This window comes from Bradyrhizobium sp. NBAIM14, from assembly GCF_020193895.1.
GTDB classification, from domain to species: domain Bacteria; phylum Pseudomonadota; class Alphaproteobacteria; order Rhizobiales; family Xanthobacteraceae; genus Bradyrhizobium; species Bradyrhizobium yuanmingense.
Genome location: NZ_JADYVQ010000004.1, coordinates 218,777 through 244,150, shown reverse-complemented (window position 1 = coordinate 244,150; position 25,374 = coordinate 218,777). Strand labels below are relative to the sequence as shown.

21 protein-coding genes are annotated in these 25,374 nt (G+C 64.0%); 14 read left to right on the top strand and 7 right to left on the bottom strand.

From position 1 onward, the window contains the following. The first annotated feature begins 19 nt into the window (after nucleotides 1-19). A complete protein-coding gene (locus I6F28_RS12885) occupies nucleotides 20-1,033 on the top strand; it encodes an ABC transporter substrate-binding protein (RefSeq protein ID WP_225140048.1) in 1,014 nt (337 codons plus the stop codon). Nucleotides 1,034-1,238: 205 nt separating this feature from the next. Here I6F28_RS12885 and I6F28_RS12880 read toward each other — a convergent pair whose 3' ends face one another. Further along, on the bottom strand, nucleotides 1,239-1,865 hold the full coding sequence (locus I6F28_RS12880) for a LysR family transcriptional regulator (protein WP_225140047.1): 627 nt from the start codon (nucleotides 1,863-1,865) through the stop codon (nucleotides 1,239-1,241). Nucleotides 1,866-1,994: 129 nt separating this feature from the next. On the opposite strand from I6F28_RS12880, the gene I6F28_RS12875 reads away from it, so the two are divergent. Both I6F28_RS12875 and I6F28_RS12870 read left to right on the top strand, forming a co-directional pair. Further along, nucleotides 1,995-2,387 (top strand): RidA family protein, encoded by a 393-nt coding sequence (locus I6F28_RS12875; protein ID WP_225140046.1) that lies wholly within the window; start codon nucleotides 1,995-1,997, stop codon nucleotides 2,385-2,387. A gap of 45 nt (nucleotides 2,388-2,432) precedes the next feature. Further along, complete coding sequence (locus I6F28_RS12870; protein WP_225140045.1) at nucleotides 2,433-3,122, top strand: L-2-amino-thiazoline-4-carboxylic acid hydrolase; 690 nt, start codon at nucleotides 2,433-2,435, stop codon at nucleotides 3,120-3,122. A gap of 310 nt (nucleotides 3,123-3,432) precedes the next feature. Here the strand turns inward: I6F28_RS12870 and I6F28_RS12865 are convergent, their stop codons facing one another. The 4 genes from I6F28_RS12865 to I6F28_RS12850 form a co-directional block, all read right to left on the bottom strand. Next, nucleotides 3,433-4,458: an ABC transporter permease gene (locus I6F28_RS12865; RefSeq protein ID WP_225140044.1), complete on the bottom strand. Its 1,026-nt coding sequence runs from the start codon at nucleotides 4,456-4,458 to the stop codon at nucleotides 3,433-3,435. Nucleotides 4,459-4,469: 11 nt separating this feature from the next. Further along, nucleotides 4,470-5,972, bottom strand: coding sequence for a sugar ABC transporter ATP-binding protein (locus I6F28_RS12860; protein WP_157283573.1), 1,503 nt, complete (start codon nucleotides 5,970-5,972; stop codon nucleotides 4,470-4,472). A gap of 15 nt (nucleotides 5,973-5,987) precedes the next feature. Beyond that, the gene (locus I6F28_RS12855) at nucleotides 5,988-7,007 is read right to left on the bottom strand and encodes a sugar ABC transporter substrate-binding protein (RefSeq protein WP_036010114.1); all 1,020 of its coding nucleotides are present in this window, start codon (nucleotides 7,005-7,007) and stop codon (nucleotides 5,988-5,990) included. A gap of 143 nt (nucleotides 7,008-7,150) precedes the next feature. After that, on the bottom strand, nucleotides 7,151-7,555 hold the full coding sequence (locus tag I6F28_RS12850; RefSeq protein WP_225140043.1) for a globin: 405 nt from the start codon (nucleotides 7,553-7,555) through the stop codon (nucleotides 7,151-7,153). A 481-nt stretch (nucleotides 7,556-8,036) separates the two neighbouring features. On the opposite strand from I6F28_RS12850, the gene I6F28_RS12845 reads away from it, so the two are divergent. The 8 genes from I6F28_RS12845 to I6F28_RS12810 all read left to right on the top strand — a co-directional run bounded on the left by I6F28_RS12845 (nucleotide 8,037) and on the right by I6F28_RS12810 (nucleotide 16,985). Further along, nucleotides 8,037-8,411 (top strand): DUF2946 family protein, encoded by a 375-nt coding sequence (locus I6F28_RS12845; RefSeq protein WP_225140042.1) that lies wholly within the window; start codon nucleotides 8,037-8,039, stop codon nucleotides 8,409-8,411. Nucleotides 8,412-8,496: 85 nt separating this feature from the next. Further along, nucleotides 8,497-10,707 (top strand): TonB-dependent receptor family protein, encoded by a 2,211-nt coding sequence (locus I6F28_RS12840; RefSeq protein WP_225140041.1) that lies wholly within the window; start codon nucleotides 8,497-8,499, stop codon nucleotides 10,705-10,707. A 67-nt stretch (nucleotides 10,708-10,774) separates the two neighbouring features. Beyond that, on the top strand, nucleotides 10,775-11,308 hold the full coding sequence (locus I6F28_RS12835; RefSeq protein ID WP_225140040.1) for a copper chaperone PCu(A)C: 534 nt from the start codon (nucleotides 10,775-10,777) through the stop codon (nucleotides 11,306-11,308). Nucleotides 11,309-11,337: 29 nt separating this feature from the next. Then, nucleotides 11,338-11,856, top strand: a complete 519-nt coding sequence (locus I6F28_RS12830) for a YcnI family copper-binding membrane protein (protein WP_225140039.1) — start codon at nucleotides 11,338-11,340, stop codon at nucleotides 11,854-11,856. After that, entirely contained in the window at nucleotides 11,856-13,418 is a 1,563-nt protein-coding gene (locus tag I6F28_RS12825) for a copper resistance CopC/CopD family protein (RefSeq protein WP_225140038.1), read from the top strand. The genes I6F28_RS12830 and I6F28_RS12825 overlap by 1 nt, the downstream gene beginning before the upstream one ends. Before the next feature lie 164 nt (nucleotides 13,419-13,582). Beyond that, nucleotides 13,583-14,902 carry a proline--tRNA ligase gene (gene proS, locus I6F28_RS12820; RefSeq protein WP_225113118.1) on the top strand — a complete coding sequence of 440 codons (1,320 nt, stop codon included), beginning with the start codon at nucleotides 13,583-13,585 and terminating at the stop codon, nucleotides 14,900-14,902. A gap of 90 nt (nucleotides 14,903-14,992) precedes the next feature. Further along, entirely contained in the window at nucleotides 14,993-16,273 is a 1,281-nt protein-coding gene (locus I6F28_RS12815; protein ID WP_036010095.1) for a lipoprotein-releasing ABC transporter permease subunit, read from the top strand. A gap of 7 nt (nucleotides 16,274-16,280) precedes the next feature. After that, the gene (locus I6F28_RS12810; protein WP_036010093.1) at nucleotides 16,281-16,985 is read left to right on the top strand and encodes an ABC transporter ATP-binding protein; all 705 of its coding nucleotides are present in this window, start codon (nucleotides 16,281-16,283) and stop codon (nucleotides 16,983-16,985) included. Nucleotides 16,986-17,077: 92 nt separating this feature from the next. On the opposite strand, the gene I6F28_RS12805 is transcribed toward I6F28_RS12810, so the two are convergent. Continuing rightward, a complete protein-coding gene (locus I6F28_RS12805) occupies nucleotides 17,078-18,157 on the bottom strand; it encodes a zinc-binding dehydrogenase (protein ID WP_036025284.1) in 1,080 nt (359 codons plus the stop codon). Between the two features lie 111 nt (nucleotides 18,158-18,268). Between I6F28_RS12805 and I6F28_RS12800 the strand changes: the two genes are divergently transcribed. Beyond that, complete coding sequence (locus tag I6F28_RS12800; RefSeq protein WP_036025278.1) at nucleotides 18,269-19,042, top strand: helix-turn-helix transcriptional regulator; 774 nt, start codon at nucleotides 18,269-18,271, stop codon at nucleotides 19,040-19,042. A gap of 153 nt (nucleotides 19,043-19,195) precedes the next feature. Further along, entirely contained in the window at nucleotides 19,196-22,345 is a 3,150-nt protein-coding gene (locus tag I6F28_RS12795; protein WP_225140037.1) for a GAF domain-containing protein, read from the top strand. Nucleotides 22,346-22,394: 49 nt separating this feature from the next. Here I6F28_RS12795 and I6F28_RS12790 read toward each other — a convergent pair whose 3' ends face one another. Beyond that, nucleotides 22,395-23,711 carry a hypothetical protein gene (locus I6F28_RS12790; RefSeq protein WP_225140036.1) on the bottom strand — a complete coding sequence of 439 codons (1,317 nt, stop codon included), beginning with the start codon at nucleotides 23,709-23,711 and terminating at the stop codon, nucleotides 22,395-22,397. Between the two features lie 574 nt (nucleotides 23,712-24,285). Between I6F28_RS12790 and I6F28_RS12785 the strand changes: the two genes are divergently transcribed. Next, nucleotides 24,286-25,008, top strand: coding sequence for an outer membrane protein (locus I6F28_RS12785; RefSeq protein WP_109143607.1), 723 nt, complete (start codon nucleotides 24,286-24,288; stop codon nucleotides 25,006-25,008). The last annotated feature ends 366 nt before the right edge of the window (nucleotides 25,009-25,374 follow it).

Sequence of the window (25,374 nt, the reverse complement as noted above, 5' to 3'; positions counted from 1 at the left end):
GCCCATACAGGAGGGACACATGCGACGGCGGGAGTTTATCGGATATCTCGGCGTTTTTGGCGCCGCAACAGGATCGACATTGTTTGGTCGAGGCTCAAGGGCGCAGCCCGCGCGCAAACGTCCGCTCATCGCATGGGCAGGGGCTCCGCCTCCAGGAGTGAAGTTCCCCCAATTTATGGTAGACTTGGTGTTCGGAAATTTCGTTAAGGGACTCTCGGATTTCGGCTACGAGCAAGGCCGTAACATCGATATTGTTCGGCGAACGGACATCCTCCGCGACCGGGTACCGTCGATCGAGGACGTGGTGGCTCTGCTCAAACCCGATATCATTGCTGTGCCAGCAACACTGGAAGCCGTCGCCGCCCGAAAGGCAACATCCACAATACCGATTGTCTGTCCCGCGCTGGCGGATGCGGTCCATCTCGGCTTGATTGCCAGCGAAGCTCGCCCAGGAGGAAACGTAACGGGCATTGAACCCTACATCGCGGGTTTGCCGGCAAAGCAAATTGAACTTGCGCGAGAGATCGTGCCGAAAGCAAGGCGCGTCGGTCTGCTTACCAACATGAATGATCCCAAGGGGCCGCCTCAAGTCGGGGATTTAAGGGAAGCTTGTGGGGCTCTGAGTTTCAGCGTGGTCGAAGCCGAGACCGGTACGGCGCAGGACATTCCGACTGCGCTCGCCATGTTGGCTGACGAAGGAGTCGATGTCACAATTGTTCTTCAGACCAACCTGCTGCTCAACATGAGCGAACAGATCGCCGCTATCGCACTTGAGAAGCGGCCGCCGACCGTCTTTGGATATCGCGAGCACGTTACCCACGGTGGCCTCGTGAGCTATGGCGTCGACCTGCGCTGGTGCTATCGTCGCGCCGGCTATTTTGTGGACAAGATCCTTAGGGGGGCGCATCCCGGCGATCTTCCCATCGAATTTCCAAGCAAGCTGTGGTTGGCAGTTAACCTCAAGACGGCAAAGGCTCTCGGCCTGGCTGTGCCGGCAGGGCTCCTCGCCCGCTCTGACGAAGCGATCGAGTAAGGAAGCACACTTCTGCTGCTGGGCCAACTCTGACGTCTGGTGTAGCCGGCTTCTGTGCGGCTACCAGGAGCATAGCGGACCGCATCCGCGCTCAAACTGCGGCGCGATTTAATGAGTACGCGCCCTGGATGGTCACCGCGATTTTTCTCTGGGTAAGGATGCGTCGAGTTGAACGGTAGTCCTCGGCCTCGGCCCTTTGGTCCCATCAACTCCCGACGCCGCCGACCAGGCGCGGGCGACGGTCTGCGAGCGTTTTTGCCGCGGGCAGCGCGCGCAGCCATGCCCGAAAACTCACGATCTCCGGGCAATCCGCCGTGCCTTCCGGCGCAACCAGCCAATCACCCGGGCCCGATCCCTCGTTGATCCGCTCGCAGCGATAGCCCGGATGGTGGCTTACGCCGCGGGCGATCAGCACGTCCACCTTGCCCTCGACGAGCTCGTGCAGGCCGGCGGGCTGCAGCACGCTCAAACCGATGTCCGCATGTGCGCTGCGAAACGCCCCAAGTTCGAGGCGGCGCAGGTCGTAGCTGCCGTGGACCCCCACTTGCAGCAGCACCGTGCCTGCCGGCTTCAGCTGCGAGGTCGCCTCGGCAATGTGGCGGAAGCCTTCGGAGATCCCGGGCAGATAGGCCCGGCCGGCCTCGGTGAGGATGAGCTGCTTGTGCAGACGCTCGAACAGCTGCACGCCGAGGCGCGCCTCCAGCGCTTTCACCTGCTGTCCCACGGCCGCGGGCGTAACGTGCAGCTCGTGCGCGGCCAGCTTGAAGCTGAGATGGCGCGCGGCGGCCTCGAAGGCGCGGAGCGCGTTGAGCGGGGGCAGGGCGTAGGTCATCGCAGCGCACTTTGACACCGATAAGCTGCGGCCTTGCAATAGATTTTCTTGCGCTGAACCGCAGCAATGATGCTTTGCGCAGCAGCGAGGCCGCCGGCTACGGTTGGCCCGCAAATCCGGAGAATCGCCATGTCACCAGCTCACATCGTCAGCCACAATCCCGCGACGGTTCACCCGCCCGTCGGCGGCTACTGCATGGGCCTGGAGTTGAAGCAGCATCGCCGCCTGCTGTTCATCAGCGGCCAGGTGCCTCAAAGTTCCGACGGCTCCGTGCCTGACGGCTTCGAGGCGCAATGCGAGCAGGCTTGGCGCAACGTCAGGGAAGTGCTCGCCGCGGCGGGCCTTGGCATTGAGCACCTGGTCAAGGTCACCACGTTCCTGACCGATCGCAGCCAAGTCGTCGCCAACCGCGCCATTCGCCGCGCGGTGCTCGGGGAGCACCAGCCGGCATTGACGGTCGTGGTGGTCGAGACCGTCGACAGCAAATGGCTGTTGGAGATAGAGGCGATCGCCGCGGAATGAGGCGGCGTCGTCGATATGCAATGAGCCAATCATATCAGGTGTCCAATGGCTGAGATTCATCCGTTCTACCAAACGCATCGCCGCGCGATGGAGGCCGCCATGCGCGAGCGGATAGACCTTGCCGAAGCGATGCTCCGCGAGCGCACGCATCTCTCCGACATCGACGCAATCAGGCAGGAGGTGATGGACGAATTCGAGATCGTCCTCACCCAGATGCCCTATGTCGGCGGCGCGGCAAGCCGCATGAGCGACTTCTTCATGCGTCTGACCGGCTTCATGGCCATCAGCCGGGTGCTGCGGCGCCACGGCGTTCCGGTGCCGGTGATCGGCGAGATCGAGCGGGAAACCTACAAGGCGCAGCTGCTGACGATTCCCGAAGCCGAGCGTCTCGTCGCAGGGCGTCAGTTCATGTCACGGGAGAACCAGGCCTTGATGCGCGAACAGGCGGCAAGAAGCGTTACAAAGGCTCACCAAGCGAAGTTTCCGGAAGATTTCGTCTACGATTTCGTCGAGCCGGGTCCCGAGGACACTTTCGAATTCGGCATCGACTACAAGGCCTGCGGCTTCTGCAAGCTCGCGGCGCGCCGCGGCGATACGGAGATCCTGCCGAACATCTGCGGCCTCGACTTCGTCGCCTACGCCACGCGAGGCATCCGCCTGGAGCGGACCCAGACGCTGGCCGGCGGCGCCAGCCACTGCAATTTCCGCTTCTCGCGATTAGACCGCACTCGTTGACCCGCGATCTTGATCCCGAGTCCACGTCGTCATTGCGAGCGCAGCGAAGCAATCCAGAAATGCATCCGCGGAGAGAGTCCTGGATTGGCTTCGCTGCGCTCGCAATGACGGGGACGCACCCGATGACGGGGGACGCACCGGCCTTTCAAAGCCGGCTGGCGATGATGCCACTATACCCCTGTTTTGCCCGACGGAGCAAATCGACTTCGCCGAATCCGCAATTTAACGACGCCCGCCGGCAAGTCATTGATTCCGCTGGCACCGGCTACTGTGCATGGGGTTGTTTTCGCATTTTTGTCTTGCCGGCCGTCTATTCCGCCGCTTTCTCCCTCAAGCGCTGCGCATAGACGTTGATGACCAGCGCCGCCAGGAGGATCAGGCCGCGGATCAGGATCTTCAGGAAGCTGTCGATGTTGACGTGGTCGAGGCCGTTGTTGAGCACGCCGAGTACGAACAGCCCGACGATGGTGTTGCCGATGCCGCCGCGGCCGCCGAACAGGCTGGTGCCGCCGACCACGACGGCGGCGATGGAATCGAGCAGGTAGGTGTCGAACTCGTTCTGCTGCGCACTGCCGAAATGGGCGACGCCGAGCATGCCGCCGAGGCCCGAGCACACCGCCGAGATCACCATGACCGCGCCGAGGATTAGCTTGACGTTGAGGCCCGAATATTCGGCCGCCTCGCGATTGCCGCCGACCATGTAGACGTAGCGACCGAAGCGCGTGTAGGTCAGCACCAGATGGCCGCCGAGCAGCATGATGGCGGCGACGATGACGATCCACGGGATGCCGCCGATCGAGCCCGAGCCCAGCGTCGTGATCAGGCTTGGCACCTTGTAGGCGATCTGGCCGCGCACCAGCAGCGCGGAGATGCCGGCGGCGATCTGCATCATTGCCAGCGTCATGATGAAGGAGGGGATGCCGATCACGGTCAGCCCCACCGCGTTGACGAGACCGAGCAGGGCGCAGAGCAGGAGCGGCAGGATGATCGCGACGGCGCCGGGCAGGGGGATGTTGGCGATGTTGACGTAGGATTCCTGCAGCGTGAAGTAGGCGACCGCAATGCCCGTGACGTTGGCGATGCTGGCGACCGACAGGTCGATTTCGGCGCAGAGGATCACGAAGGTGAGGCCGACGGCGATGATGCCCGTCACCGACACCTGGGTCAGGATGTTGCCGAGATTGTCGAGCGTCGCGAAGGAGGGGCTGGCGAAGGCGAAGAAGGCGGTGAGGAAGATCAGCGTCAGGAACGGGGCGATGTTGCGCATCTGCGAGCGCAGGAAGGGCGCAAGGCCCCGTGCCCGTTGTCCTGTCGCCAAAGCCGTCTCGCTGCTCATGTGCTTCTCCGTCACGCCGCTTCCAGCAGGCGGTCCTTGCTGACCGGCTCGTTCTTGAATTCACGCACCAAGGCGCCGCGCTTGAGCACGAGGATGCGATCGGCCAGCGACAGCACCGTTTCCGGCTCGGTCGACAGCACGATGATCGCGAGCCCCTTCGTTCTGAGGTCGCGCACGATGTTGATGACGTCGTTCTTGGCGCCGACATCCATGCCGCGGGTCGGCTCGCACAGCACCAGCAGCTTGGGCGGATAGGTCAGCCATTTCGCCAGCGCGACCTTCTGCTGGTTGCCGCCCGAGAGCATGCCGAGATCGAGGCCGACCACCGGCGGCCGGATCTGCAGCTGCTCGACCTGGCGCTTGGCGATGTCGCGCTCCTGCGCCGGCTTGAGCAGCAGCGAGGAGATGCGGTCGAGAATGCTGATCGAGATGTTCTTGTAGACCGGCTCCTGGTGGAACAGCATGTCGCGCCGGCTCTCCGGCACCAGCGCCACGCCGGCGCGCCGCGCCGCCGCCGTGCTGGCGAAAGTTTTCGGCACGCCTTCGACTGCAAGCGTGCCGCCGTCCGGCTTCAGCTTGCCGAACAGGATGCGCGACAGCTCCTGCTGGCCGCAGCCCATGAAGCCGTAGATGCCGAGCACCTCGCCGGCACGGGCCTCGAACGAGACGTCCTGAAGGCTGCGGGACAGCGACAGCTGGTCGACGCTGAGAATGACCTTGCTGTCGCTCGGCTGGGGCAGCATCAGGTCGTCGGTGTAGCTATGCTCGAGCGCCTCGCCGCCGCGGCCGATCATGGCCTCGATCAGCGCGCCTTTGCTGGTCGCGGCGCTCGCCGTCTCCGCAACCTTGCGGCCGTTGCGGAACACGGTCACCGTGTCGGACACCAGCAGGATGTCCTCGATGAAATGCGAGATGAAGACGATCGCGGTGCCTTCCTCGCGCAGCCGCCTGAGCGTTGCGAACAGGCGCTCGACCTCGGGCGGGGAGAGGGCGGAGGTCGGCTCGTCCAGGATAACGATGCGCGCGCCGGAGAACAGCACGCGCGCGATCTCGATCAACTGCTGCAGCCCGATCGGAAGGTCGCCGAGCCGTGCCATCGGATCGACGTCGATGCCGAAGCGGGCGAGCTGCTCGCCCGCCTCGCGCGCCATCCGCCGCCATTGCACGAGGCCGAAGGCGTTGGTCGGCTGGTTGCCGAGGAAGACGTTCTCCGCGACCGTCAGGTCGGGCGCGACGCTGAGCTCCTGGTGCACCATGGCGATGCCGGCGGCGTGCGCATCGCGCGCCGAGCGAAAATGCATCTCCTGGCCGTCGACCAGGAAGCGGCCGGAGAACTCGGTGTGCACGCCGGCGATGATCTTCATCAGCGTGCTCTTGCCGGCGCCGTTCTCGCCGACGAGACCATGGATCTCGCCGGGATAGAGCGCGAAGTCGACACCACGAAGCGCTTCGACGCCGCCGAAGCTCTTCGTGATGCCCTGCAGTTCCAGGATGGGCTGTTGTCCCACGCTCATGAAGGATCTGGAGGCTCAGATCAGGAAGTGATCCTGCATCCACTGCATCCCGGCCGCATTCGCCTTGGTCACGACCGGACCGTCGGTGACGACGTTCTTCGGGATGCCCTGTCCGCTCTTCTCGCCGCCGACCACGGCGGAGACGCCCGCGACGATCGCGCCGCCATGGATGCGGCAGGACGGATTGCGGACGGTCGCGAACATGCGGCCTTCGCTGACCGCCTGGATCGCCGGCGGCATGGCGTCGACCCCGCCGATCAGGATGTTGGTGCGATTGCGCGCCTTCATGATGTTGGCGGCGGCCAGCGCCATGTCGTCATTGTGGAAGAAGGCCGCATCGATCTGCGGGTATTTGGTCAGATAGGTCTCCCAGAGACGGGCGGTCTTCGAGACGTCCCAATCGGCCGGCTGGGTGTCCAGCACTTCGATGCCCGGGAATTGCTTGACGACCGAGTTGAAGCCCTTGGCGCGGCCCTGCGCACCGGTGTGGCCGAGCGCGCCCTGCGTCATGATGATCTTGCCCTTGCCGCCCATGGCGTTGCACAGCGCCTGTGTCACCGAAGCGCCCATGAACTCGTTGTCGGGAGCGAGGAAGGAATGGACGTTGATCTGATCGAGCGGCGCGATCAGCGTGTCCATGTCGATCACAGGCGTGCCGGCGTCGATCATCTTCTGCACCGGCTGGGTGAGGGTGCCGATGCCGAAGGCCTGGATCGCGACGAAGTCCCATTTCTGCGAGGCCATGTTGTCGATCGCCGCGCGCTGCTTCACCGCATCGAGCTGCCCGTCGAACCAAGTCACCTCGACATTGAACAGCTTGCCCCAGAATTCCGCCGCCTGCTTGCCTTGCGCGCACCAGGTGGCCTGGAGGCCGGCGTTGGAGAACGCCGCCTTCAACGGCTTCTCGCTGCGTCCGACTGCGGCCAGTGCGGGGTTTATGCCCATGCTGCCGAGGATGGCAGCTCCGGCGCCGGCGGCCGCAGCCGCCTGAAGAAGATCGCGCCTGGTCGTCGAGAAATCTTTCGTCCCGGACATCGCTCGCTCCCATATTATTTTGTCGTCGGCGCGTCATTGGTAGCGCTACCGATCTCCGAAAGTCTCTCACAAGAGTTGTTCGCACTCAATCTGCATTCAGCCGCAGCGTCGTCGCAGCCCGTGCGTTGGTGCAGCGCAAAGCGTCAGGTGGCCGCGGCGGCGAATGCGTCGATCTCGGCGAGCAATGTATCCCAGGCCTGCACGATCTCGGGCGTCCATTCATCGCCGAGCAGATCGCGGAGCGCATCCCTGATGACGGCGAAGAACGCGATGAACAGCTCGCGCGGCGTGCCATAGGCGTCGTGCGAGGCGACCTCGCACGCGATCAGCCGGAAATGCCCGCGGCGCTCGCCGGCGAAGTCGAGAATCGCCTCGATCGTCAGCGCCAGCATCGACCCCTTCACGAGGTCACCGCCGTCCGTGCGGAACATCGCCTGCGTTTCCGGATGGAGATCGAACAGACGTCGATAGACGAACGGCGTGAGGTCGGCGCAGCGCGAGGCCGCACGTTCGAAGCTGTTTTCGATGAGAAGAGAGGCCGCGTTCATCGACGGTTCAGCGCCGCGGGCAAAAAAAGAGCGGGGCCCTGGCCCCGCTCAAAAATTGTGTCGACCCTATTATCCCCGATCTTAAGATTTGATCTTGATTGACGGGGCGACGCTGCGTTTTGCGCGCCAGGGGCTCCTCCCGAGACTTGGACCACCAGGCCTCGACCTCGCGGTCAGCGCCTGAGCAAGAGGGATGCTAGATCAACTTTTCTCACTTGTCATCATTTTCGGCAACGAATGTTCAAAATAGGAGCAACTGACGAAACGATCGGGCTTCCGGCCCCCTAAATATATGACAGATATAAGAAATTTGTGGATGGCCGGGCGGGTTTTCCTGCCTCAGATGCCGGCCCGCCGGAGGGTGGGGTCGTCCGACCACAATTTTTCGAGCAGTTTGCGCAGGGCCCAACAGGCGGTGGAACTGGCCTCGACTCGGCTGCGCCCGAGTGATTAGTTAGCGCACGAACGAATGGTCCGGCGGATGCGCGCACGTCTGCAAAAATTCCTGCCTCTGGTCCTGCTCGCCCTGGTGATGCAGGTGCTGGCGCCGATCGCCGCCTGTCTCGCGGCCGGCCAGGCTGCGGCCGATCCGTTCTCTGCAGGCGTCATCTGCCACAGCGCAAGTGAGCGGGGCGGCCCGGTCGACGAGACCGGGACACCGGCCGCAAAAGCTGGCGCATGTGCGCTTTGTTGCCTCGCGCACGCTGACGCTTCGCTTGACGCGCCGCCCCATGCGGCGTTCTCAACTCCCGTCCGCCCCATCGCCCGCATCGTCTGGCACGTGGCGAACGCGCCCGTCCTCGCCGCCATCGACGGTTCGAGCGCTTGGGCGCGCGCTCCCCCTCGCATTTCCTGATCCGCGAAACCTTCAGCTCCGCGCCGGCTTCGGCCGTGCCGGGATCGCTATGCACCGGCTCTCTGCCGGCATCAGGAATGACCTCATGCCTCGTACAGGCTTCTTTCGACTGCTTTCCGCACGCAAAATTCTGCTTGCCTCAGCTTCTGCCCTCGTTGTGCCATCCAACGCAATCGCGGAGGAAAACCGACGCGAGCTTCCTCCCGTCACAGTCGACGCGCCGCGGGAGAAACGGGCCTCTCCAGCCCGCGCACAGCGAACCGCCGCGCGATCAACGCGGGCCCGCGCGCCCGCAACTGCGCGTCCGCAACCGACGGCAGCTTCCGAAGGGGGCCTCGGTCCTGGTGCCCTGACGGTTCTCACCGCCCAGCAGGCACTGAGCGAGATCAACCAGACGCCGGGCGGCGTAGCGCTGGTCGCAGCGGAGGCCTACCGGAATTCGACTCCCGCCAGCACGATCAAGGATGTCCTGGACTACGTTCCCGGCGTGTTTGCGCAGCCGAAATGGGGCGACGACACCCGGCTTTCGATCCGCGGATCCGGCCTGTCGCGCAATTTCCATCTGCGCGGCGTGCAGCTTTACATGGATGGCATCCCAATCAATACGGCGGACGGCTACGGCGATTTCCAGGAGATCGACCCGACCGCCTACAAATACGTCGAGGTGTACAAGGGCGCGAACGCGCTGCAGTTCGGAGCCAATTCGCTGGGAGGCGCCGTCAACTTCGTGACGCCATCGGGACGCGACCGATTTCCGAATGGAGTCTCGCTCGACGTGGGAGCCTTCGGCTTCAGGCGACTGCAGGCCAATGCAGGAGGCGCCAACGGGCCGTGGGATGGTTTCGTCACCGCATCGACGCAGGCGACGGACGGCTTCCGCGATCACAGCTTCGGCTCGGGCAACCGCGTGAGCGGCAATGTTGGCTACCAGTTCTCGCCGGATTTCGAGACGCGATTCTATCTCAACGCCAACGAGGTGCGGCAGCGCATTCCAGGAACCGTCACCAAGGCGTCTGCCTTGACCAATCCGGAGGCCGCGGCTCCGGCGAACGTTGCGCTGGACCAGCAGCGCAACATCGACACGATCAGGCTGGCAAACAAGACGACGATCCGATTCGACGACACCAGGTTGGAGTTCGGCGCTTTCGGCGTCGACCGGCACCTCATGCATCCGATCTTCCAGTGGCTCGATTATCGCTACAAGGATTATGGCGGCTTCGCGAAGGTTACGGACGACCGCATCATCGGCGGTTACCGCAACAGGCTGGTTGCGGGCGTCAACCTGTTGAACGGCAGGATCGACAACCAGCAGTTCGCCAACATTGCCGGACAGAAGGGGGCATTGCTGTCGTCGTCGATCGATCGCTCCGAGAACACCTCGGTTTACGTTGAGGACAGCTTCTACTTTCTGCCGAATGTCGCCGCGATCGCCGGCACGCAATTCCTGCATGCGACCCGCAATCGGCAGGACCGGTTTCTCAGCGACGGCGACCAGTCGGGAGCAACCCGCTTTGATCTTTGGTCGCCGAAGGCGGGCCTGCTGTGGCAGATCGACCCGACGTGGCAGGCCTTCGCCAATGTTTCGCGGAGCGCCGAAGTGCCGAGCTTCGGCGAGAGCGCGCGCGGTCCTGGCATTCCGACGATTCCGTTCACCAGCATCCGCCCGCAGATTGCGACGACTTACGAGATCGGGACCCGCATGCGACGGCCCGACTATTCGTGGGAGTTGACCGCCTATCGCGCCAATATTCGCGATGAGCTGCTGTGCCTCTACAGCGCGTTCGGCAATTGCAACGTGACCAATGCCGACCGAACCTTCCACCAGGGCGTCGAGGCTGGGGCAGGGGCAGCAATCTTCCGCCACCTCTTCGTGACAGGAGGCGCGCCCGACAAGGTGTGGCTCAACCTCGCCTATACTTACAACGATTTTCGCTTCGACGGCGACACGGAGTTCGGCAACAACCAGCTGCCCGGCGCGCCGCGTCACTATTTGCGCGCCGAGTTGCTCTACAAGCATCCGACCGGGTTCTATGCTGGTCCGAACGTCGAATGGGTGCCGCAGGCCTATTTCGTCGACAGTATGAACACGTTGACGACGGAGCCGTATGCACTGCTCGGATTGAAAGCGGGCTTCGACAATGGCGGACCGTTCTCCGCCTATATCGAGGGTCGAAACCTCACCAACAGGACCTACATTGCAAGCGCCAGTATCATCGATCGCGCCACGGCGACGTCGGCGTTGTTCGAGCCAGGCGCCGGCCGGGCGGTCTACACCGGAATGAGGTATCGATGGTAAGCGCACTGAGGCTGCCGAGACCACCACGACCGATCGCGCTCGATCAGATCAAAACTGAGGGAACCAAATGAACAGGATCAAGCTATCACTTCTCGCCGCCGCCATGCTGCTCGGCACCAGCGCGGGTGTCGCAGCCGACGACGTCAAGGCCGGCGATCTCGTCATCTCGCAGGCCTGGAGCCGGGCGACGCCGGGCGGCGCCAAGGTCGCCGGCGGCTATCTGACCATCGAAAACAAGGGGAGAGCCGCCGACAGGTTGGTCAGCGTGTCCGCCGATATCGCAGGCAAGGCCGAGATTCACGAGATGGCCATGGACAACGGCGTGATGAAGATGCGCGCGCTCAACAAGGGACTGGCGATCGAGCCCGGCAAGACCGTGAAGCTCGCGCCCGGCGGCAATCATTTGATGCTTCAGGAGCTGAAGGGGCCGTTCAAGCAGGGCGACAAGGTGCCGGTGACGCTTCAGTTCGAGAAGGCCGGAAAGGTCACTGTTGCGCTCGCCGTCCAGGGCGTCGGCGCGCAGGCGCCGGGCGATGGCGGACACTCGGGTCACATGGACATGAAGAAAATGCCGGATCATTCGGGAATGAAGATGAAATGAGACTGTTCTGGACTCTCGGGAGACCGAATATGTCGAAGCGATCCTGCCTGATCCTGATTGCCGCGCTCGCCGCAACACCAGCGGCGGCGCATGTCTCGCTTGAGACCAAGCAAGCCACGATCGGCGCGTCCTACAAGGCGGTGTTCACCGTGCCGCATGGCTGCGCGGGCTCGCCGACGGTGAAGATCCGCGTGCAGATTCCGGAAGGGGTGATCGCGGTGAAGCCGATGCCGAAGGCCGGCTGGACCGTCGACGTCGTCGAGGGCAAATATGCCGGAGAATACGACTATCACGGCAATAAGGTATCGTCCGGCGTCAAGGAGGTGGCGTGGTCCGGCGGCAAGCTGCCGGACAAGAACTATGACGAGTTCATCATGCAGACGGTGCTGACCGACAAGCTCAAGGCGAACACGACCTTGTACTTCCCAGTGGTTCAAGAATGCGAGACCGGCGTCAGACGCTGGATCGAGATCCCAACCGAGGGGTCAAGCCATTCGCATGAGGGCAAGTCGCCGGCGCCTGGCGTCAAGCTCCTGCCGAAACCCTGATGCGCCTCCTCGCCGCGCTCGCGACGCTGCTCTTCGCTGCGGGCTTCGCGAGCGGTGCGCTCGCGCATGCGGCGCTGATCTCGGTCGAGCCGGCGAATGGCAGCACGCTCGCGACCGCGCCCAAGATGGTCGAGCTGCGGTTCAACGAACCGGTAACGCCGGGCGCGATCCGGCTGATCGACGGCACGGGCAGGGCGCGGGACGAGACGCGCGTCAGTGCGTCCGGCGACACGATTTTGATCCAGATGCCAGCGGATCTGGCTGAGGGGACGGCGGTCGTCAGCTATCGCGTGGTCTCGCAGGATGGCCATCCGATCGTGGGATCGGTGATGTTTTCAGTCGGCATGCCGTCGGAAACGAAGCTGCCCGCGAGTACGGACCATTGGTTGGCCGCGCTGATCTGGCTGGCGCGCGTTGGCCTCTATCTCGGTCTGTTCGTAGGCGTCGGCGGTGTGTGGTTTGCGCGCTGGATATCATGGTCTCTGGCCGGCATGACCGTGCCGCGCATGGCGCTCGCGGTCGGCCTTTCCAGCGCGGTGGTGTCGCTCGGTGCGCTGGGTCTCGATCTCCTCGGCCTGCCGCCGGCGGCGCTCGCGACGGCCGCGCCTTGGAAGGTCGCGGTGGCAACCAGTGCCGGCCGCGCGTTTCTAGTTGCTGCCGCCGCGATGCTGTTCGCTTCGCTGGCGCTCCGCAGCGCATGGTCTTCGCGTGCTCTTGCGATCATGGCCATGGTCGGTGTGGCCCTGTCGCTCGCCATGAGCGGGCATGCCGCAACGGCGCCGCCTCGAATGATGATGCGACCGGCGATGTTTCTTCACGGCCTGTGCGTTGCGCTGTGGATCGGCGCTCTTGCTCCCCTGGCGGCATTGCTGTCGAAGCCGACGCCGGCAACACTCGCCGTCGTGAAGCGCTTCTCGGGCATCGCCATGCCGGCGGTCGGCGTGCTGGCATTGACGGGCCTCGCCCTTGCGATTGTTCAGCTCGAAAAATTTTCGGCGTTGGTCGAGACCCGCTATGGCCTCATCCTCTCGATCAAGCTCGGCCTGGTTCTCATGCTGCTCGCACTTGCGGCGCTCAACCGCTTCCGCCTCACTCCGGCACTCGCCCGCGATCGTGGAGCCCAAGCCATCCTCAAGCGCTCGATCCTCCTCGAATGCGTGATCGCCCTCGCCATCTTCGTCGTCGTCGCCGGCTGGCGCTTCACGCCGCCGCCGCGAACGATCATTCCGGAGACGCCTTTGGCGATCCACATCCACGGCGACAAGGCGATGTTCCAGGTGCTGGTGTCGCCTGGAAAGGTCGGCAAGGACGATTTCGTGCTCCAGCTCATGACCGGCGAGGGGACGCCCCTGGCGGCCAAAGAGGTGACGTTGACCCTCAGCCTGCCCGAGCGCGGCATCGAGCCGATGGAACGGGACGCCTTGCTCGGACCGGATGGCTACTGGCACGTGCGCAAGGTCGAGCTGCCCTTCGCCGGCCGCTGGCGTGTGCGCATCGAGGCGCTCGTGAGCGATTTCGAGAAGATCACGCTGGCGGACGAACTCGAAGTGCCACCGCCCTAGGCTCACCGGCTTTGCTGAGCACGGTGCTCCTGAAGTCAAACCTGAAGGCAACGGAAAAATGTCAGGTATTTCGCCGCGTTAGCGGCTTTTCCTCATTCCCGTCTTGTGTTTTCGCTCCCAATCCGGTTTCACTGCAGGCGATCACTGATTCCCAGAGTATTACCATGCGGTTGTCGCGGTTCTTTCTGCCCATCCTGAAGGAAAATCCGAAAGAGGCGGAGATCGTCTCGCATCGGCTGATGCTGCGTGCCGGCATGATCCGGCAGGAGGCGGCGGGCATCTATGCCTGGCTGCCGCTCGGCTTTCGCGTGCTGAAGAAGATCGAGCAGATTGTGCGCGAGGAGCAGAATCGGTCTGGCGCGATCGAGGTCTTGATGCCGACCCTCCAGCTCGCCGACCTCTGGCGCGAGAGCGGCCGCTACGACGCCTACGGCCCGGAGATGCTGCGCATCGCCGACCGCCACAAGCGCGAGCTGCTGTACGGACCGACCAACGAGGAAATGATCACCGAGATCTTCCGCGCCTATGTGAAGTCCTACAAGAACCTGCCGCTCAATCTCTATCATATCCAATGGAAATTCCGCGACGAGCAGCGTCCGCGTTTCGGCGTAATGCGCGGCCGCGAGTTCCTGATGAAGGATGCCTATTCCTTCGACCTCAACGAGGCCGCGGCGCGCGTCGCCTACAACAAGATGTTCGTCGCATACTTGCGCACCTTCGCGCGGATGGGGCTGAAGGCGATCCCGATGCGCGCCGAGACCGGCCCGATCGGCGGCGATCTCAGCCACGAGTTCATCGTGCTCGCCGAGACCGGCGAATCCGGCGTGTTCATCAATCGCGATGTGCTGGACCTGCCGGTGCCGGGCGAGGACGTGGATTATGAGAGCGACCTGACGCCGATCATCAAGCAATGGACCTCGCTCTATGCGGCGACCGAAGACGTCCACGATGCCGCGCGGTTCGAGCAGGAGGTGCCCGTGGACAAGCGGGTGAACACCCGCGGCATCGAGGTCGGCCAGATCTTCTATTTCGGCACCAAATATTCCGAGCCGATGAAGGCGCTCGTGGCGGGGCCTGATGGTGTCGACGTGCCGATCCATGGCGGCTCGTACGGTGTCGGCGTCTCGCGCCTGCTGGGTGCCATCATCGAGGCTTGCCATGACGATGCCGGCATCAAATGGCCGGAAGCGGTGGCACCGTTCCGCGTCTCGATCCTCAACCTGAAGCAGGGCGATGCGGCCGTCGATGCGGCCTGCGAGAAGCTCTATGCCGAGCTCACGGCCAAGGGCGTCGACGTGCTCTATGACGACACCGATCAACGCGCCGGTGCCAAATTCGCCGCCGCCGACCTGATCGGCATCCCCTGGCAGATCATGATCGGGCCGAAGGGGCTCGCCGACGGCAAGGTCGAGATCAAGCGGCGCAGCGACGGCGCGCGCGAGACCATGTCGCCTGCCGACGCGGTTGCAAGACTTGTGGGCTGAGAAGGCTGATCGGCTGAATATTGTTCATCGCGCGATATCGCGGCCGCCAATCCGGCCACAATTGACCCCGAATCATGGGATTATCGAGCGATGGATGAGACCATGACCGAAACCGTGCAAACCGCGCCTTTCGCGCCCTTCGAGTGGATGCTGTCGGCGCGCTATTTGCGCGCGCGCCGGAAGGAAGGATTCATCTCGGTCATCGCCGGGTTCTCCTTTCTCGGCATCATGCTCGGCGTTGCGACGCTGATCATCGTCATGGCCGTGATGAACGGCTTCCGCAAGGAGCTGCTCGATAAGATCCTGGGCCTCAACGGCCACATCCTGGTCCAGCCCCTGGAATCGCCGCTGACCGACTGGAAGGACGTTGCCGACCGCCTCAGCCAGGTCGAGGGCATCCGGCTCGCGGCGCCGGTGGTTGACGGTCAGGCGCTGGCGTCATCGCCTTGGAACGCCTCGGGCGTCCTGGTGCGCGGCATCCGCTCCGACGATCTCAACAACCTCACCTCGATCGCCAAGAACATCAAGCAGGGCTCCCTCGAGGGCTTTGACGAAGGGCAGGGCGTTGCGATCGGCCGGCGCCTCGCCGATCAGCTTTCGCTGCATGCCGGCGACAGCATCACGCTGGTGGCGCCGAAGGGCGCAGTGACGCCTATGGGAACGACGCCGCGCATAAAACCGTACAAGATCGTCGCGGTGTTCGAGATCGGCATGTCCGAATACGACCTCGGCTTCGTGTTCATGCCGCTTGCCGAAGCGCAGGCCTATTTCAACCGCAGCAACGACGTCACCTCGATCGAGGTGTTCACGACCAACCCCGACAGGATCGACGCCTTCCGCAAGGCGGTGACCGAGGCGGCGGGCCGGCCGATCTTCCTGGTGGATTGGCGGCAGCGCAACTCGACCTTCTTCAACGCGCTCCAGGTCGAGCGCAACGTGATGTTCCTGATCCTGACCATGATCGTGCTGGTCGCCGCGCTCAACATCGTCTCCGGCCTGATCATGCTGGTGAAGGACAAGGGCAGCGACATCGCGATCCTGCGCACCATGGGCGCCTCGCAAGGCTCGATCATGCGGATCTTCCTGATCACGGGCGCTTCGATCGGCGTCGTCGGCACGCTGGTCGGCTTCTGCGTCGGCCTCGTGATCTGCGTCAACATCGAATCGATCCGGCAATTCCTGTCCTGGCTGACCTCGACCGAGCTGTTCTCGCCGGAGCTCTACTTCCTGTCGAAACTGCCCGCCGAGATCGACGTCGGCGAGACCACGGCCGTCGTCATCATGGCGCTGACGCTGTCGTTCCTGGCGACGCTCTATCCGTCGTGGCGCGCCGCGCGCCTCGATCCCGTCGAAGCGCTCCGGTACGAGTGAGGGACTGATGGAGCAGCAGCAGGGGGCAGAAGATGTACCGGTCATTTATCTCCACGAGATAAAGCGGCAGTACTTGCAGGGCGAGGTGCCGCTGACGATCCTCGACGGCGCCAAGCTGGCGCTGTGGGCCGGCCAGTCGGTCGCCCTGGTGGCGCCGTCGGGCTCGGGCAAGTCGACGCTGCTGCACATCGCGGGGCTGCTGGAAGCCCCCGATTCCGGCGAGGTCTATGTCTCGGGCGCACCGACTTCGCAACTGCCCGACATCGAGCGCACCCAGCTGCGCCGCACCGATATCGGCTTCGTCTACCAGTCGCATCGGCTGTTGCCGGAGTTCTCGGCGCTTGAGAACGTCATGCTGCCGCAGATGATCCGCGGCCTGAAGAAGTCCGAGACCGTCAAGCGTGCCAAGGAGATCCTGGGCTATCTCGGCCTCGGCGACCGCATCACCCATCGCCCCGCCGAGCTGTCCGGCGGCGAGCAGCAGCGTGTCGCCATCGCCCGTGCAGTGGCCAATGCGCCGCGCGTGCTGTTTGCGGACGAGCCGACCGGCAATCTCGACCCCGGCACCGCCGAGCACGTGTTCCAGGCCCTGATGCAGCTGGTCAAGGCGACGCACGTGTCGATGCTGATCGCCACCCACAACATGGAGCTCGCCGGCCGCATGGACCGGCGGGTCTCGCTGTCGAACGGCCAGGTGGTCGAGCTCGACTAAAGAGCTCGAAAACAACCCCATGCACAGTAGCCAAGTGCTTGGTGAGACTTCCGAAAAAAATCGAAGACGGCGGTCCGTCGCCGCCTCACGATTCAGGGCCTGATCACCGTCAATTTGAACGGTCCGCCATTGGCGGCAGCATGCGCCACGGCTTCGTTGGCGTGGTCGAGATCGAAGGTCTCTGTCTCGTACTCTTCCAGCCGCAGCAGCCCGGCACGCACCAGTGCGATCAGGCGGCTGGCCGCATCGGGCGGATACATCCAGACGCCGTGGATGCTGATGCAGTTGCGCATGATCCAGGGGTAGGGCAGCTCGAGGCCCGGCCCGCCCGCCATGCCGACGCCACCCATCAGCACGACGCGTCCGTAAGCGCGGACCGTCATGACTGCCGCGCGCACGACAGTCGGGCTCACCGAGGGCGGCATGATGTCGAAGACGCAGTCGATCGGCCCCGGTGCGGCGCGCTTCATCGTCTCACGGTCGTCGTCCTCGTCGCCCGAGAGCTTGACCGGCTTCACCCGCGCCCCGAAGCGGCGGACGAGGTCGGCGAGGATCCGTTCGTTGCGGCCCGGCGCGACCACGCAGGCTGCGCCCATCGCCAACGCGACGGAGACGGCGGCGCTGCCGAAATTGCCGGTGGCGCCGCTCACCAGCACGGTCTCGCCCGGGCGAAGGTTTGCCGCAAGGAAGCCGCCATAGGGCACCAGCAGCGTGCCCAGCGCGCACCATTGTTTCGCCTGCTCGGACGTGATCGGGCCGAGGGGTTTGACGTTCTCGGTCGGCACCCGCATCTGCTCGGCGAAGGAGCCGTGGCGAAAGTGCCGTTGCAGGCGCATGCCGCCGGGTCCCGCGGCGGTCAGGCCCTGCAGGGCGATATCCGGCGCCGCGGCGTCATCGCGCGAGCGCACTGTCGGATCGCAGAACACCCAGTCGCCGACGGCAAGCCTGGTCGCGTCCGGACCGATCGCGCGCACGCGGCCGACGCCGCCTGGGCCTGGAATGATTGGCAGGTCGAGCGCGTAGTTGCGCGTCCCGTCGAAGACCTCGTTCATGTAGGACAGCACGCGCGTCGCGACGACGTCGACGATGACCTCGCCGGTGCCGAGCACCGGTTCGGGGACAGTCTCGATCGCCAGCGGCGAGCCGAAGGATTTGAGTACGGCAGCTTTCATGATGTTCACCTCGAGGTCGGGTGAAGTCCGTATGCGCCGACCTGTCCGGAGACAGGAAGGCCTGGTATTATCCTAGTATTCCGTAGGCCCTCTATCGCCGGGACATCTGCCATGGTCGATCCACGCCGCGTTGAATTCGGGGACTTCCTGAGGTCCCGCCGCGAAAAGCTGTCGCCGAAGGCGGTCGGGCTTCCGGCGGGCAGGCGCCGGCGCACCGCGGGGCTGCGCCGCGAGGAGGTTGCGCAGCTCGCCGGCATCGGCGTCGACTGGTACATCCGTCTCGAGCAGGGCCGCACGGTCAGCCCGTCCGTGACCACCGTGGATGCGCTGGCCCGGGCCCTCCGTCTCAGCAAGGCCGAGCACGCCCACCTCAAGGCGCTGGCGCGCGAGCCCGCAAGGAGCCCCTTCACCCGCGAGATCGTGCCTCCGCCCATTCGTCGCATGATCGAGAGCCTGCATCAGCCGGCCTACATCACCGGCCGGCGCTGGGACGTGCTGGCCTGGAACGATGCGGCCGAGGAGGTGTTCGGGTTCGGGCGATTGCCGGAGCAGGATCGCAACACGCTGCTTCTTATGTTGACGAACAAGCAGACGCGAAAATCCTATGGCGCCGGCTGGACCGACGTAGCCAAGGCGATGGTGGCGATGTTTCGTGCCAATCACGACGTCTGGGCCGGCGATCCCGCCTTCACGGAGCTGCTGACGCGGCTGCGCGAGAGCAGTCCGGAATTCGTCGAATGGTGGGAGGCGCACGACGTTCGCAGCACCATCTCGGGCCGCAAGACCATGAACCATCCGACCAAGGGCGTGCTGCACTTCGAGCACACCAGCTTCCAGGCCAATGACGATCCCGCGTTGAAGCTCGTAATCTATACGCCTGTCTAAGCCGCCTTTGAGAGCGCGCTTCCGCCGCATCACGCCACGTCGGCTAAGCAGCATCCGGAGCACCCCCCTTGCGCCGGGGAACCTAAGGGCAATCCTACGGTTACCGTTTCATCGGTGTGCAGGTGGAGCGAGGGACGTGTTCGGGGTTGACCGATGACGACAGCGACCGGTGGGGCCTCGGCCGACCGCAACGCCGTCTTAGCCACCCTCGGCGATTATATTCGGGAGATCGGTGACCCCGACGATCTCGCCTATGCGGCGGCGGAGCTGCTGGGCCGCAGCCTCAATGTCAGCCGGGCAGGTTACGGCACCGTCGATACCTCCGCAGAGACCATCACGATCGCGCGCGACTGGAATGCGCCTGGGATCTCGAGCCTGGCCGGCGTGCTGCGCTTTCGCGACTATGGCAGCTATATCGAAGACTTGAAGCGGGGTGAGACGGTCGTCTGCGCTGATGCTGAAAAGGACCCTCGCGTCGGCGACCGCGCCCGAGCTCTCGAGGCAATCTCGGCCCGCGCATTGGTCAACATGCCGATCTCCGAGCCCGACGGGGTCGTGGCGCTGCTCTACCTGAACAATGCAATGCCGCGCGAATGGAGCGCAGCAGAGCTAGAGCTCATCCGAGAGGTTGCCGAACGCACCCGCACCGCCGTCGAACGTCGCCGCGCCGAGAGCGCGGTGCGCGAGAACGAGGCGCGGCTCATCTTCCTCGACGCTCTCAATAAGGAAACGGCGAAGACGCGCGATGCCGACGGCGTCATGGCAGTGATGACGCGAATGGTCGGTGAGTATCTCGGCGTCTCCAACTGCGCCTATGCCGACATGGATCCCGATCAGGACGGCTTCACCATCCGCGGGGATTGGGTGGCCCCCGGTGCGATGCACATAGTGGGGCACTACAGTCTTGCCGACTTCGGCGAGAAGGCGGTGCGAGAGCTGGGCGCCGGGCGGCCCCTCATCATCAACGACAACCTGAAGGAGATCGCTCCCGAGGAAGCCGCCACTTTCCAGCGCATCGGGATCGGTTCGACGATCTGCATGCCCTTGGTGAAGGAAGGGCGCCTGACCGCTTTGATGGCCATTCATCACCGCGGCTCGCATCTGTGGACGCCGCGCGAACTTGCCTTGCTGACCGAGGTGACGGAGCGATCATGGGCGCACATCGAGCGCGTCCGATCCGAGCAGGCGGCGCGCGAAGCTGCCGAACGGCTGGTCCTCGCCAACAAGGCCGCCGGAATCGGCACCTGGGACTACGATCCGATCAACGATGTCCTTCGATGGGATAGCCGCTGCAAGGAGGTGTTCGGTCTCTCACCGAATGCCGAGGTCAGCTATGAGGGCTCATTCCTGAAAGGCATTCATCCCGACGACAGGCAGCGCGCTCATGAGGCCGTCTCGACCGCGTTACAGCCCAATTCTCCGGGAAGCTACAACATCGAATACCGGACCGTCGGTATCGAGGATGGCGTCGAGCGTTGGATCGCCGCAACGGGCCACACGATCTTTTCCAATGGTCAGGCCACGCGATTCATCGGGACTGTGCTGGATATCTCCGCCCAAAAGAAGACCGAGCGTCATCTCAGGATCCTCAACGACACGGGGGCATCAGTTGCCCGCGAACGTGATCTCGATAGGATCGTCCAGATCGTGACGGATGCCGGCGTCGAGCTGACGGGCGCCCAGTTCGGCGCCTTCTTCTACAACGTCCCGGCCGCGGACGGAGGCAGCTACATGCTGTACTCGCTGTCCGGCGTGCCGCGATCCGCTTTCGAAAACTTCCCGATGCCGCGCGCCACCGCCGTGTTCGAGCCGACCTTTAAGGGCACGGGCGTGGTGAGGTCGGACGACATCCTGCAAGACCCGCGCTATGGCAAGAATGCGCCGCGGAAAGGCATGCCCGAGGGCCATCTTCCGGTCCGGTCCTATCTGGCGGTCCCCGTGATCTCGCGCAGCGGCGAGGTGCTCGGTGGGCTTTTCTTCGGTCATGCGGAGGTCGGTCGATTCCACGAGGAGCACGAATCCGCATTGCTCGGCATTGCCGGCCATGCCGCGACGGCCATTGACAACGCCCAGCTGCTGACCAGGCTCGAAGCGCTCAATGCCGAGCTGGAGCAACGTGTCGCCGACGAGATCGCCGAGCGCATGAAGGCCGAGGAGCAATTGCGGCAATCGCAGAAGATGGAAGCCGTCGGGCAATTGACCGGGGGGATCGCCCACGACTTCAACAACATGCTGGCCGTCATCCTCGGCAGCTTGAATCTCGCCAAACGGCGGCTCGGCAAGGGCGAGCTCAACATTGACCGTTTCTTGGATAGTGCAACGGATGGTGCGAACCGTGCCGCCACGTTGACACAAAGATTGTTGGCGTTCTCGCGGCAGCAGCCTCTTGCGCCCGAGGTCGTGGACATCAACAAGATGGTCGGTGAGATGAGTGAGCTGCTCGAGCGCTCGCTCGGCGAGCTCGTTCGTCTCGAGACGGTCCTCGCGGCTGGCCTTTGGCGCGTCAAGGCAGACCCTGCGCAGCTCGAAAGCGCTCTCGTCAATCTTGCTGTCAATGCCCGCGATGCCATGCCGAAGGGTGGCAGGCTGACGATCGAAACCGCCAACGCCTCGATAGATCGAAAATACGCCCGCGAATACGCGCTGCAGCCCGGGCAGTACGTGCTCATTGCGGTGACGGACAACGGCACGGGCATCGCGGCCGACGTGCTGGGAAAGGTCTTCGATCCGTTCTTTACGACCAAGGTCGTCGGCAAGGGGACTGGACTTGGCCTCAGCCAGGTCTACGGCTTCGTGCGGCAGTCGGGCGGCCATGTCAAAATCTATTCGGAGGTGGACGTCGGCACGACCGTGAAGATCTATCTTCCACGCTTCGCGGGCGAGGAGCCTGTCTCAACCCCGTCGCACGGCGTGCTGCATCCCGGTGCAAGTCCGCAGAGCGAGACCATCCTCGTCGTCGAGGACGACGAGCGGGTCCGCGGCATCTCGTCCGAAAGCCTGCGCGAGCTTGGCTATACCGTCGTCGAGGCCGCCAGCGCCCGGGAGGCGATCGGCAAAATCGAAGGCGGTTTCGTTCCGGATCTGCTGTTCACCGACGTCGTCATGCCCGACATGACCGGTGCCGAACTCGCGGCCGAGCTGTCGAGACGATACCCGGATCTGAAAGTGCTGTTCACCACCGGCTACACGCGCAACGCGATCGTCCACAATGGCGTGCTCGATGCCGGCAAGCATTTGCTGTCCAAGCCCTTTGCGATCGAAGACCTGGCCGCCAAGGTCCGCTCCCTGCTCGATGAGGGTTGAATGAATGTTGCGTGTTGAATCGCCCGCCCGGGGCGAGTTCGACGTCATTTCAAGGCGACGGAGCGGGCCGAGGGTTTGTGCTGACGGTCAGTTGGGGGGCGGGCGTCCAAGGGCTTTCGGGCCAATGAGCTGCCTGCCAGGGAGCGGCTTTCCCCGGCAACGTCGGCCAGGAGCTTGCCGGGCCCGGCGTCGGCAATGAACAGGATGCCGTGAGCCGAGCCCATTGTGACGGCAGGCCCGCCAAGTCGAGCTCGAATGTCATGATGTCCGTCTTGTCGTCCGCGATCGGCGTGCTTTCGCGGACCTGCAGGGAGCGGGAGGCCAGTATCGCCTTGACCCTGTCGGGGTCGATGTTGCTGCGCCAGACCTCGTGCTTGCCGGTCCGCACCGGAGATCCTCCGGCCGTCTTCTCCTTGTCGGCATCCGCCGTGATCAGGATCGTGCTCTTGCCGGTGGCCGTTTCGTCGACCTCGGCCGCAAATGTCAGCGGTGCGCCCTTGCTGCTTTCGCAAGACAGGCGCAGCTCCATCGTTCGGAACGCGGAGCCGTTCGCCTTCTTTGCGGTCGCGATCTTGCGGACGAACGGCCGGGCCTCTTTCTCCAGCGTCCATTTCGTTTCGGCGAGCGGTCGCGTGTCGATGCCGAAACCGTAGAGCTCGGATCGCGTCAATACGTGTAGGCTTTCGAACTTCACCGTCCGGATGAGGGAATCGAGCTCGCGGCCAATTCCCATCGCAGCGATGAACGCGGCGCGATCGCGATCGGCCGCTAACAGCCGGCGACGCCTGTATTCCGCGACGGCCGCTGGATCGGGCCGTCCGTCGAAGGCGAGCACCAGCCTGGAATTATGGACCGCTATTGCGGCGTCGGGGGCGACCTCGCGCGATGCCGCCCCCAGAAACAGGTATGCGCAGGCCGAGTTGCACATGGCGCGGGTCGTGGTGAGCTCGGCCTCGACCTCGCCGCTTGCGTTCTTGAGCTTCAGGCAGGCGGCATCCACCTGCGTGCCCGCGGCGCAGGCGGTCGCGATCGTCCGGCCAACCCTGGCAACCGCCTTGCGGCTGCGCAGCAACCGCGCGATCGCGTAGGACTGCTCGACGTTGCCGCCGGGCGAATGAACGTAGATCGGACGCTGCAGGTCCTTGACGGCGGCGAGGAAGCGGCGAATGCGCAGCGCCGCCTCGCGATCGATCTCGCCCTCGATGGCGATCCAGCGATCGCAGCCCGGCCCGCATGCGTCGGCCGGCCCCTTGGCGAGATAGATCGTCAGCCTGGAAGCAAATCCGGTTTTCTCGGCCGGCGCTGCTTCGGCACGCAAAGCGGCCGGGAGCAGCGAGGCCAGGAGGAGCAGGATACGGGCGAGCATGGCAGGATCGACTGCGCGAAGGAAGGCTAGGCCCGACGCTATCCGATGACCGGCGCGGTCACAACTTGCAGTCCCACGCCCATGCGGACAGACGGCCGGCCCCCGCAACCCCGATTCGAGAGCGTTCCGGCGCCTCGGTTCGCACCTCGCGGTAGCGAACTCCATCGCCCGACGCTGGCGGCGACGCGCATGCCGGTTAGCGCGGATTAGAGGGATGATCGTCTGAACGCGCGCGGGCGAGCGTGCGATTGACGCGCCCACGAATGTGATGAAAGCGAGCGAAAAGATGGCGACAATTTGGATGAGGAACTTGTTCGCATTCGCCTCTTCCATCACGCGAATGTGCGCGCGACGATGTTGCGCGCGCATGCAGCTTGTCTCGCCTCGTCAACATTGAAACTGCTGCAAAACCCCTTGTTTGATGGGGTGTCCGCGATGCTCGATTAACATTCGTTAATGAGCAAAGTCCTTTCGATCACACTGTGGCGCCGCGGCTACAGCAATTCCGTCGATCGCTGTTATGACGACCCACGGCCGGGGGGCCCACTACTGAAGAAACTGGAACGGGAATCAAATGAAGAAGAATTTGTTGCTTGCAGCTGTCAGCCTGGTCGCGCTTGGTGCGACTGCGCCGGCACTTGCGGCTGATCTCGCGGCACGGCCCTACACCAAAGCACCGCCCGCGGCGATCGCTGCGGTGTACGACTGGAGCGGCTTCTACATCGGTCTCAACGGCGGCGGCGGTTCGGCTGACACGTCGTGGGATCTGGTCGGCTTCGGTCCGGAAGGCTCCCACAACTCGACCGGCGGCACCGTCGGTGGCCAGATCGGTTACCGCTTTCAGTCCGGCCAGTTCGTGTTCGGTCTCGAGGGCCAGGGCAACTGGGCCGACTTCTCGGGTGACAACATCAGCGCAATCACCGGTTTGCGGAACCGGACGCGCGTCGATGCGTTCGGTCTGATCACAGGCCAGGTTGGCTATGCCTGGAACAACGTCCTGCTCTACGCGAAGGGCGGTGCGGCGGTCGTCAGCAACAAGTACGACGTCTACAGCGTCGTGACGGGTGCGAATCTCGACCGGGCCGACGAGACCCGCTGGGGTGCCACGGTTGGCGCGGGCCTGGAGTTTGGTTTTGCTCCGAACTGGACGGTCGGCGTCGAGTACAACCACATCTTCCTCGGCGACCACAACGTCACCTTCGCCAGTGGCGCTGTCGAACGCATCGGGCAGGACATCGACATGGGTCTCGTCCGCCTGAACTACAAGTTCGGCGGCCCGATGATCGGCCGTTACTGAGACTGACCGCTCCACGTGAGCGGCTGACGAAAGCCCCGGCCTCGGCCGGGGCTTTTTTGCTGTTTGTCTTCAGCGAGTTAACCATCTCCTTTCGGCGGCTTGCGGATCGCTTGACTCCATAGAACGAAATGAGAACAATGTTCTTCATACGTTCCAACAAGGGAGCCGGCCATGTTCAGGGTTTTCGTGGAAGAAGCCGCCGCACTGGCGTCCATCACGCTGTTCGTCGGGATGATTGCGATCTGGGCCCAGGTCATTCCGCAGCTGTAGGCCGGCTTTCTCCGACCTCTTGGGGAAAAGCGGGACGACGCGCCCAAGCGGCCGCTCCGGCGTGGACTCTCAAGCTGTGAGACCCCACCATTGAGA

Bases quoted from the DNA above. Each gene is read 5' to 3' on its own strand.
- I6F28_RS12885 (WP_225140048.1), top strand. From the start codon at position 20: ATGCGACGGCGGGAGTTTATCGGATATCTCGGCGTTTTTGGCGCCGCA.
- I6F28_RS12880 (WP_225140047.1), bottom strand. From the start codon at position 1,865: ATGACCTACGCCCTGCCCCCGCTCAACGCGCTCCGCGCCTTCGAGGCC.
- I6F28_RS12875 (WP_225140046.1), top strand. From the start codon at position 1,995: ATGTCACCAGCTCACATCGTCAGCCACAATCCCGCGACGGTTCACCCG.
- I6F28_RS12870 (WP_225140045.1), top strand. From the start codon at position 2,433: ATGGCTGAGATTCATCCGTTCTACCAAACGCATCGCCGCGCGATGGAG.
- I6F28_RS12865 (WP_225140044.1), bottom strand. From the start codon at position 4,458: ATGAGCAGCGAGACGGCTTTGGCGACAGGACAACGGGCACGGGGCCTT.
- I6F28_RS12860 (WP_157283573.1), bottom strand. From the start codon at position 5,972: ATGAGCGTGGGACAACAGCCCATCCTGGAACTGCAGGGCATCACGAAG.
- I6F28_RS12855 (WP_036010114.1), bottom strand. From the start codon at position 7,007: ATGTCCGGGACGAAAGATTTCTCGACGACCAGGCGCGATCTTCTTCAG.
- I6F28_RS12850 (WP_225140043.1), bottom strand. From the start codon at position 7,555: ATGAACGCGGCCTCTCTTCTCATCGAAAACAGCTTCGAACGTGCGGCC.
- I6F28_RS12845 (WP_225140042.1), top strand. From the start codon at position 8,037: ATGCGCGCACGTCTGCAAAAATTCCTGCCTCTGGTCCTGCTCGCCCTG.
- I6F28_RS12840 (WP_225140041.1), top strand. From the start codon at position 8,497: ATGCCTCGTACAGGCTTCTTTCGACTGCTTTCCGCACGCAAAATTCTG.
- I6F28_RS12835 (WP_225140040.1), top strand. From the start codon at position 10,775: ATGAACAGGATCAAGCTATCACTTCTCGCCGCCGCCATGCTGCTCGGC.
- I6F28_RS12830 (WP_225140039.1), top strand. From the start codon at position 11,338: ATGTCGAAGCGATCCTGCCTGATCCTGATTGCCGCGCTCGCCGCAACA.
- I6F28_RS12825 (WP_225140038.1), top strand. From the start codon at position 11,856: ATGCGCCTCCTCGCCGCGCTCGCGACGCTGCTCTTCGCTGCGGGCTTC.
- proS (WP_225113118.1), top strand. From the start codon at position 13,583: ATGCGGTTGTCGCGGTTCTTTCTGCCCATCCTGAAGGAAAATCCGAAA.
- I6F28_RS12815 (WP_036010095.1), top strand. From the start codon at position 14,993: ATGGATGAGACCATGACCGAAACCGTGCAAACCGCGCCTTTCGCGCCC.
- I6F28_RS12810 (WP_036010093.1), top strand. From the start codon at position 16,281: ATGGAGCAGCAGCAGGGGGCAGAAGATGTACCGGTCATTTATCTCCAC.
- I6F28_RS12805 (WP_036025284.1), bottom strand. From the start codon at position 18,157: ATGAAAGCTGCCGTACTCAAATCCTTCGGCTCGCCGCTGGCGATCGAG.
- I6F28_RS12800 (WP_036025278.1), top strand. From the start codon at position 18,269: ATGGTCGATCCACGCCGCGTTGAATTCGGGGACTTCCTGAGGTCCCGC.
- I6F28_RS12795 (WP_225140037.1), top strand. From the start codon at position 19,196: ATGACGACAGCGACCGGTGGGGCCTCGGCCGACCGCAACGCCGTCTTA.
- I6F28_RS12790 (WP_225140036.1), bottom strand. From the start codon at position 23,711: ATGCTCGCCCGTATCCTGCTCCTCCTGGCCTCGCTGCTCCCGGCCGCT.
- I6F28_RS12785 (WP_109143607.1), top strand. From the start codon at position 24,286: ATGAAGAAGAATTTGTTGCTTGCAGCTGTCAGCCTGGTCGCGCTTGGT.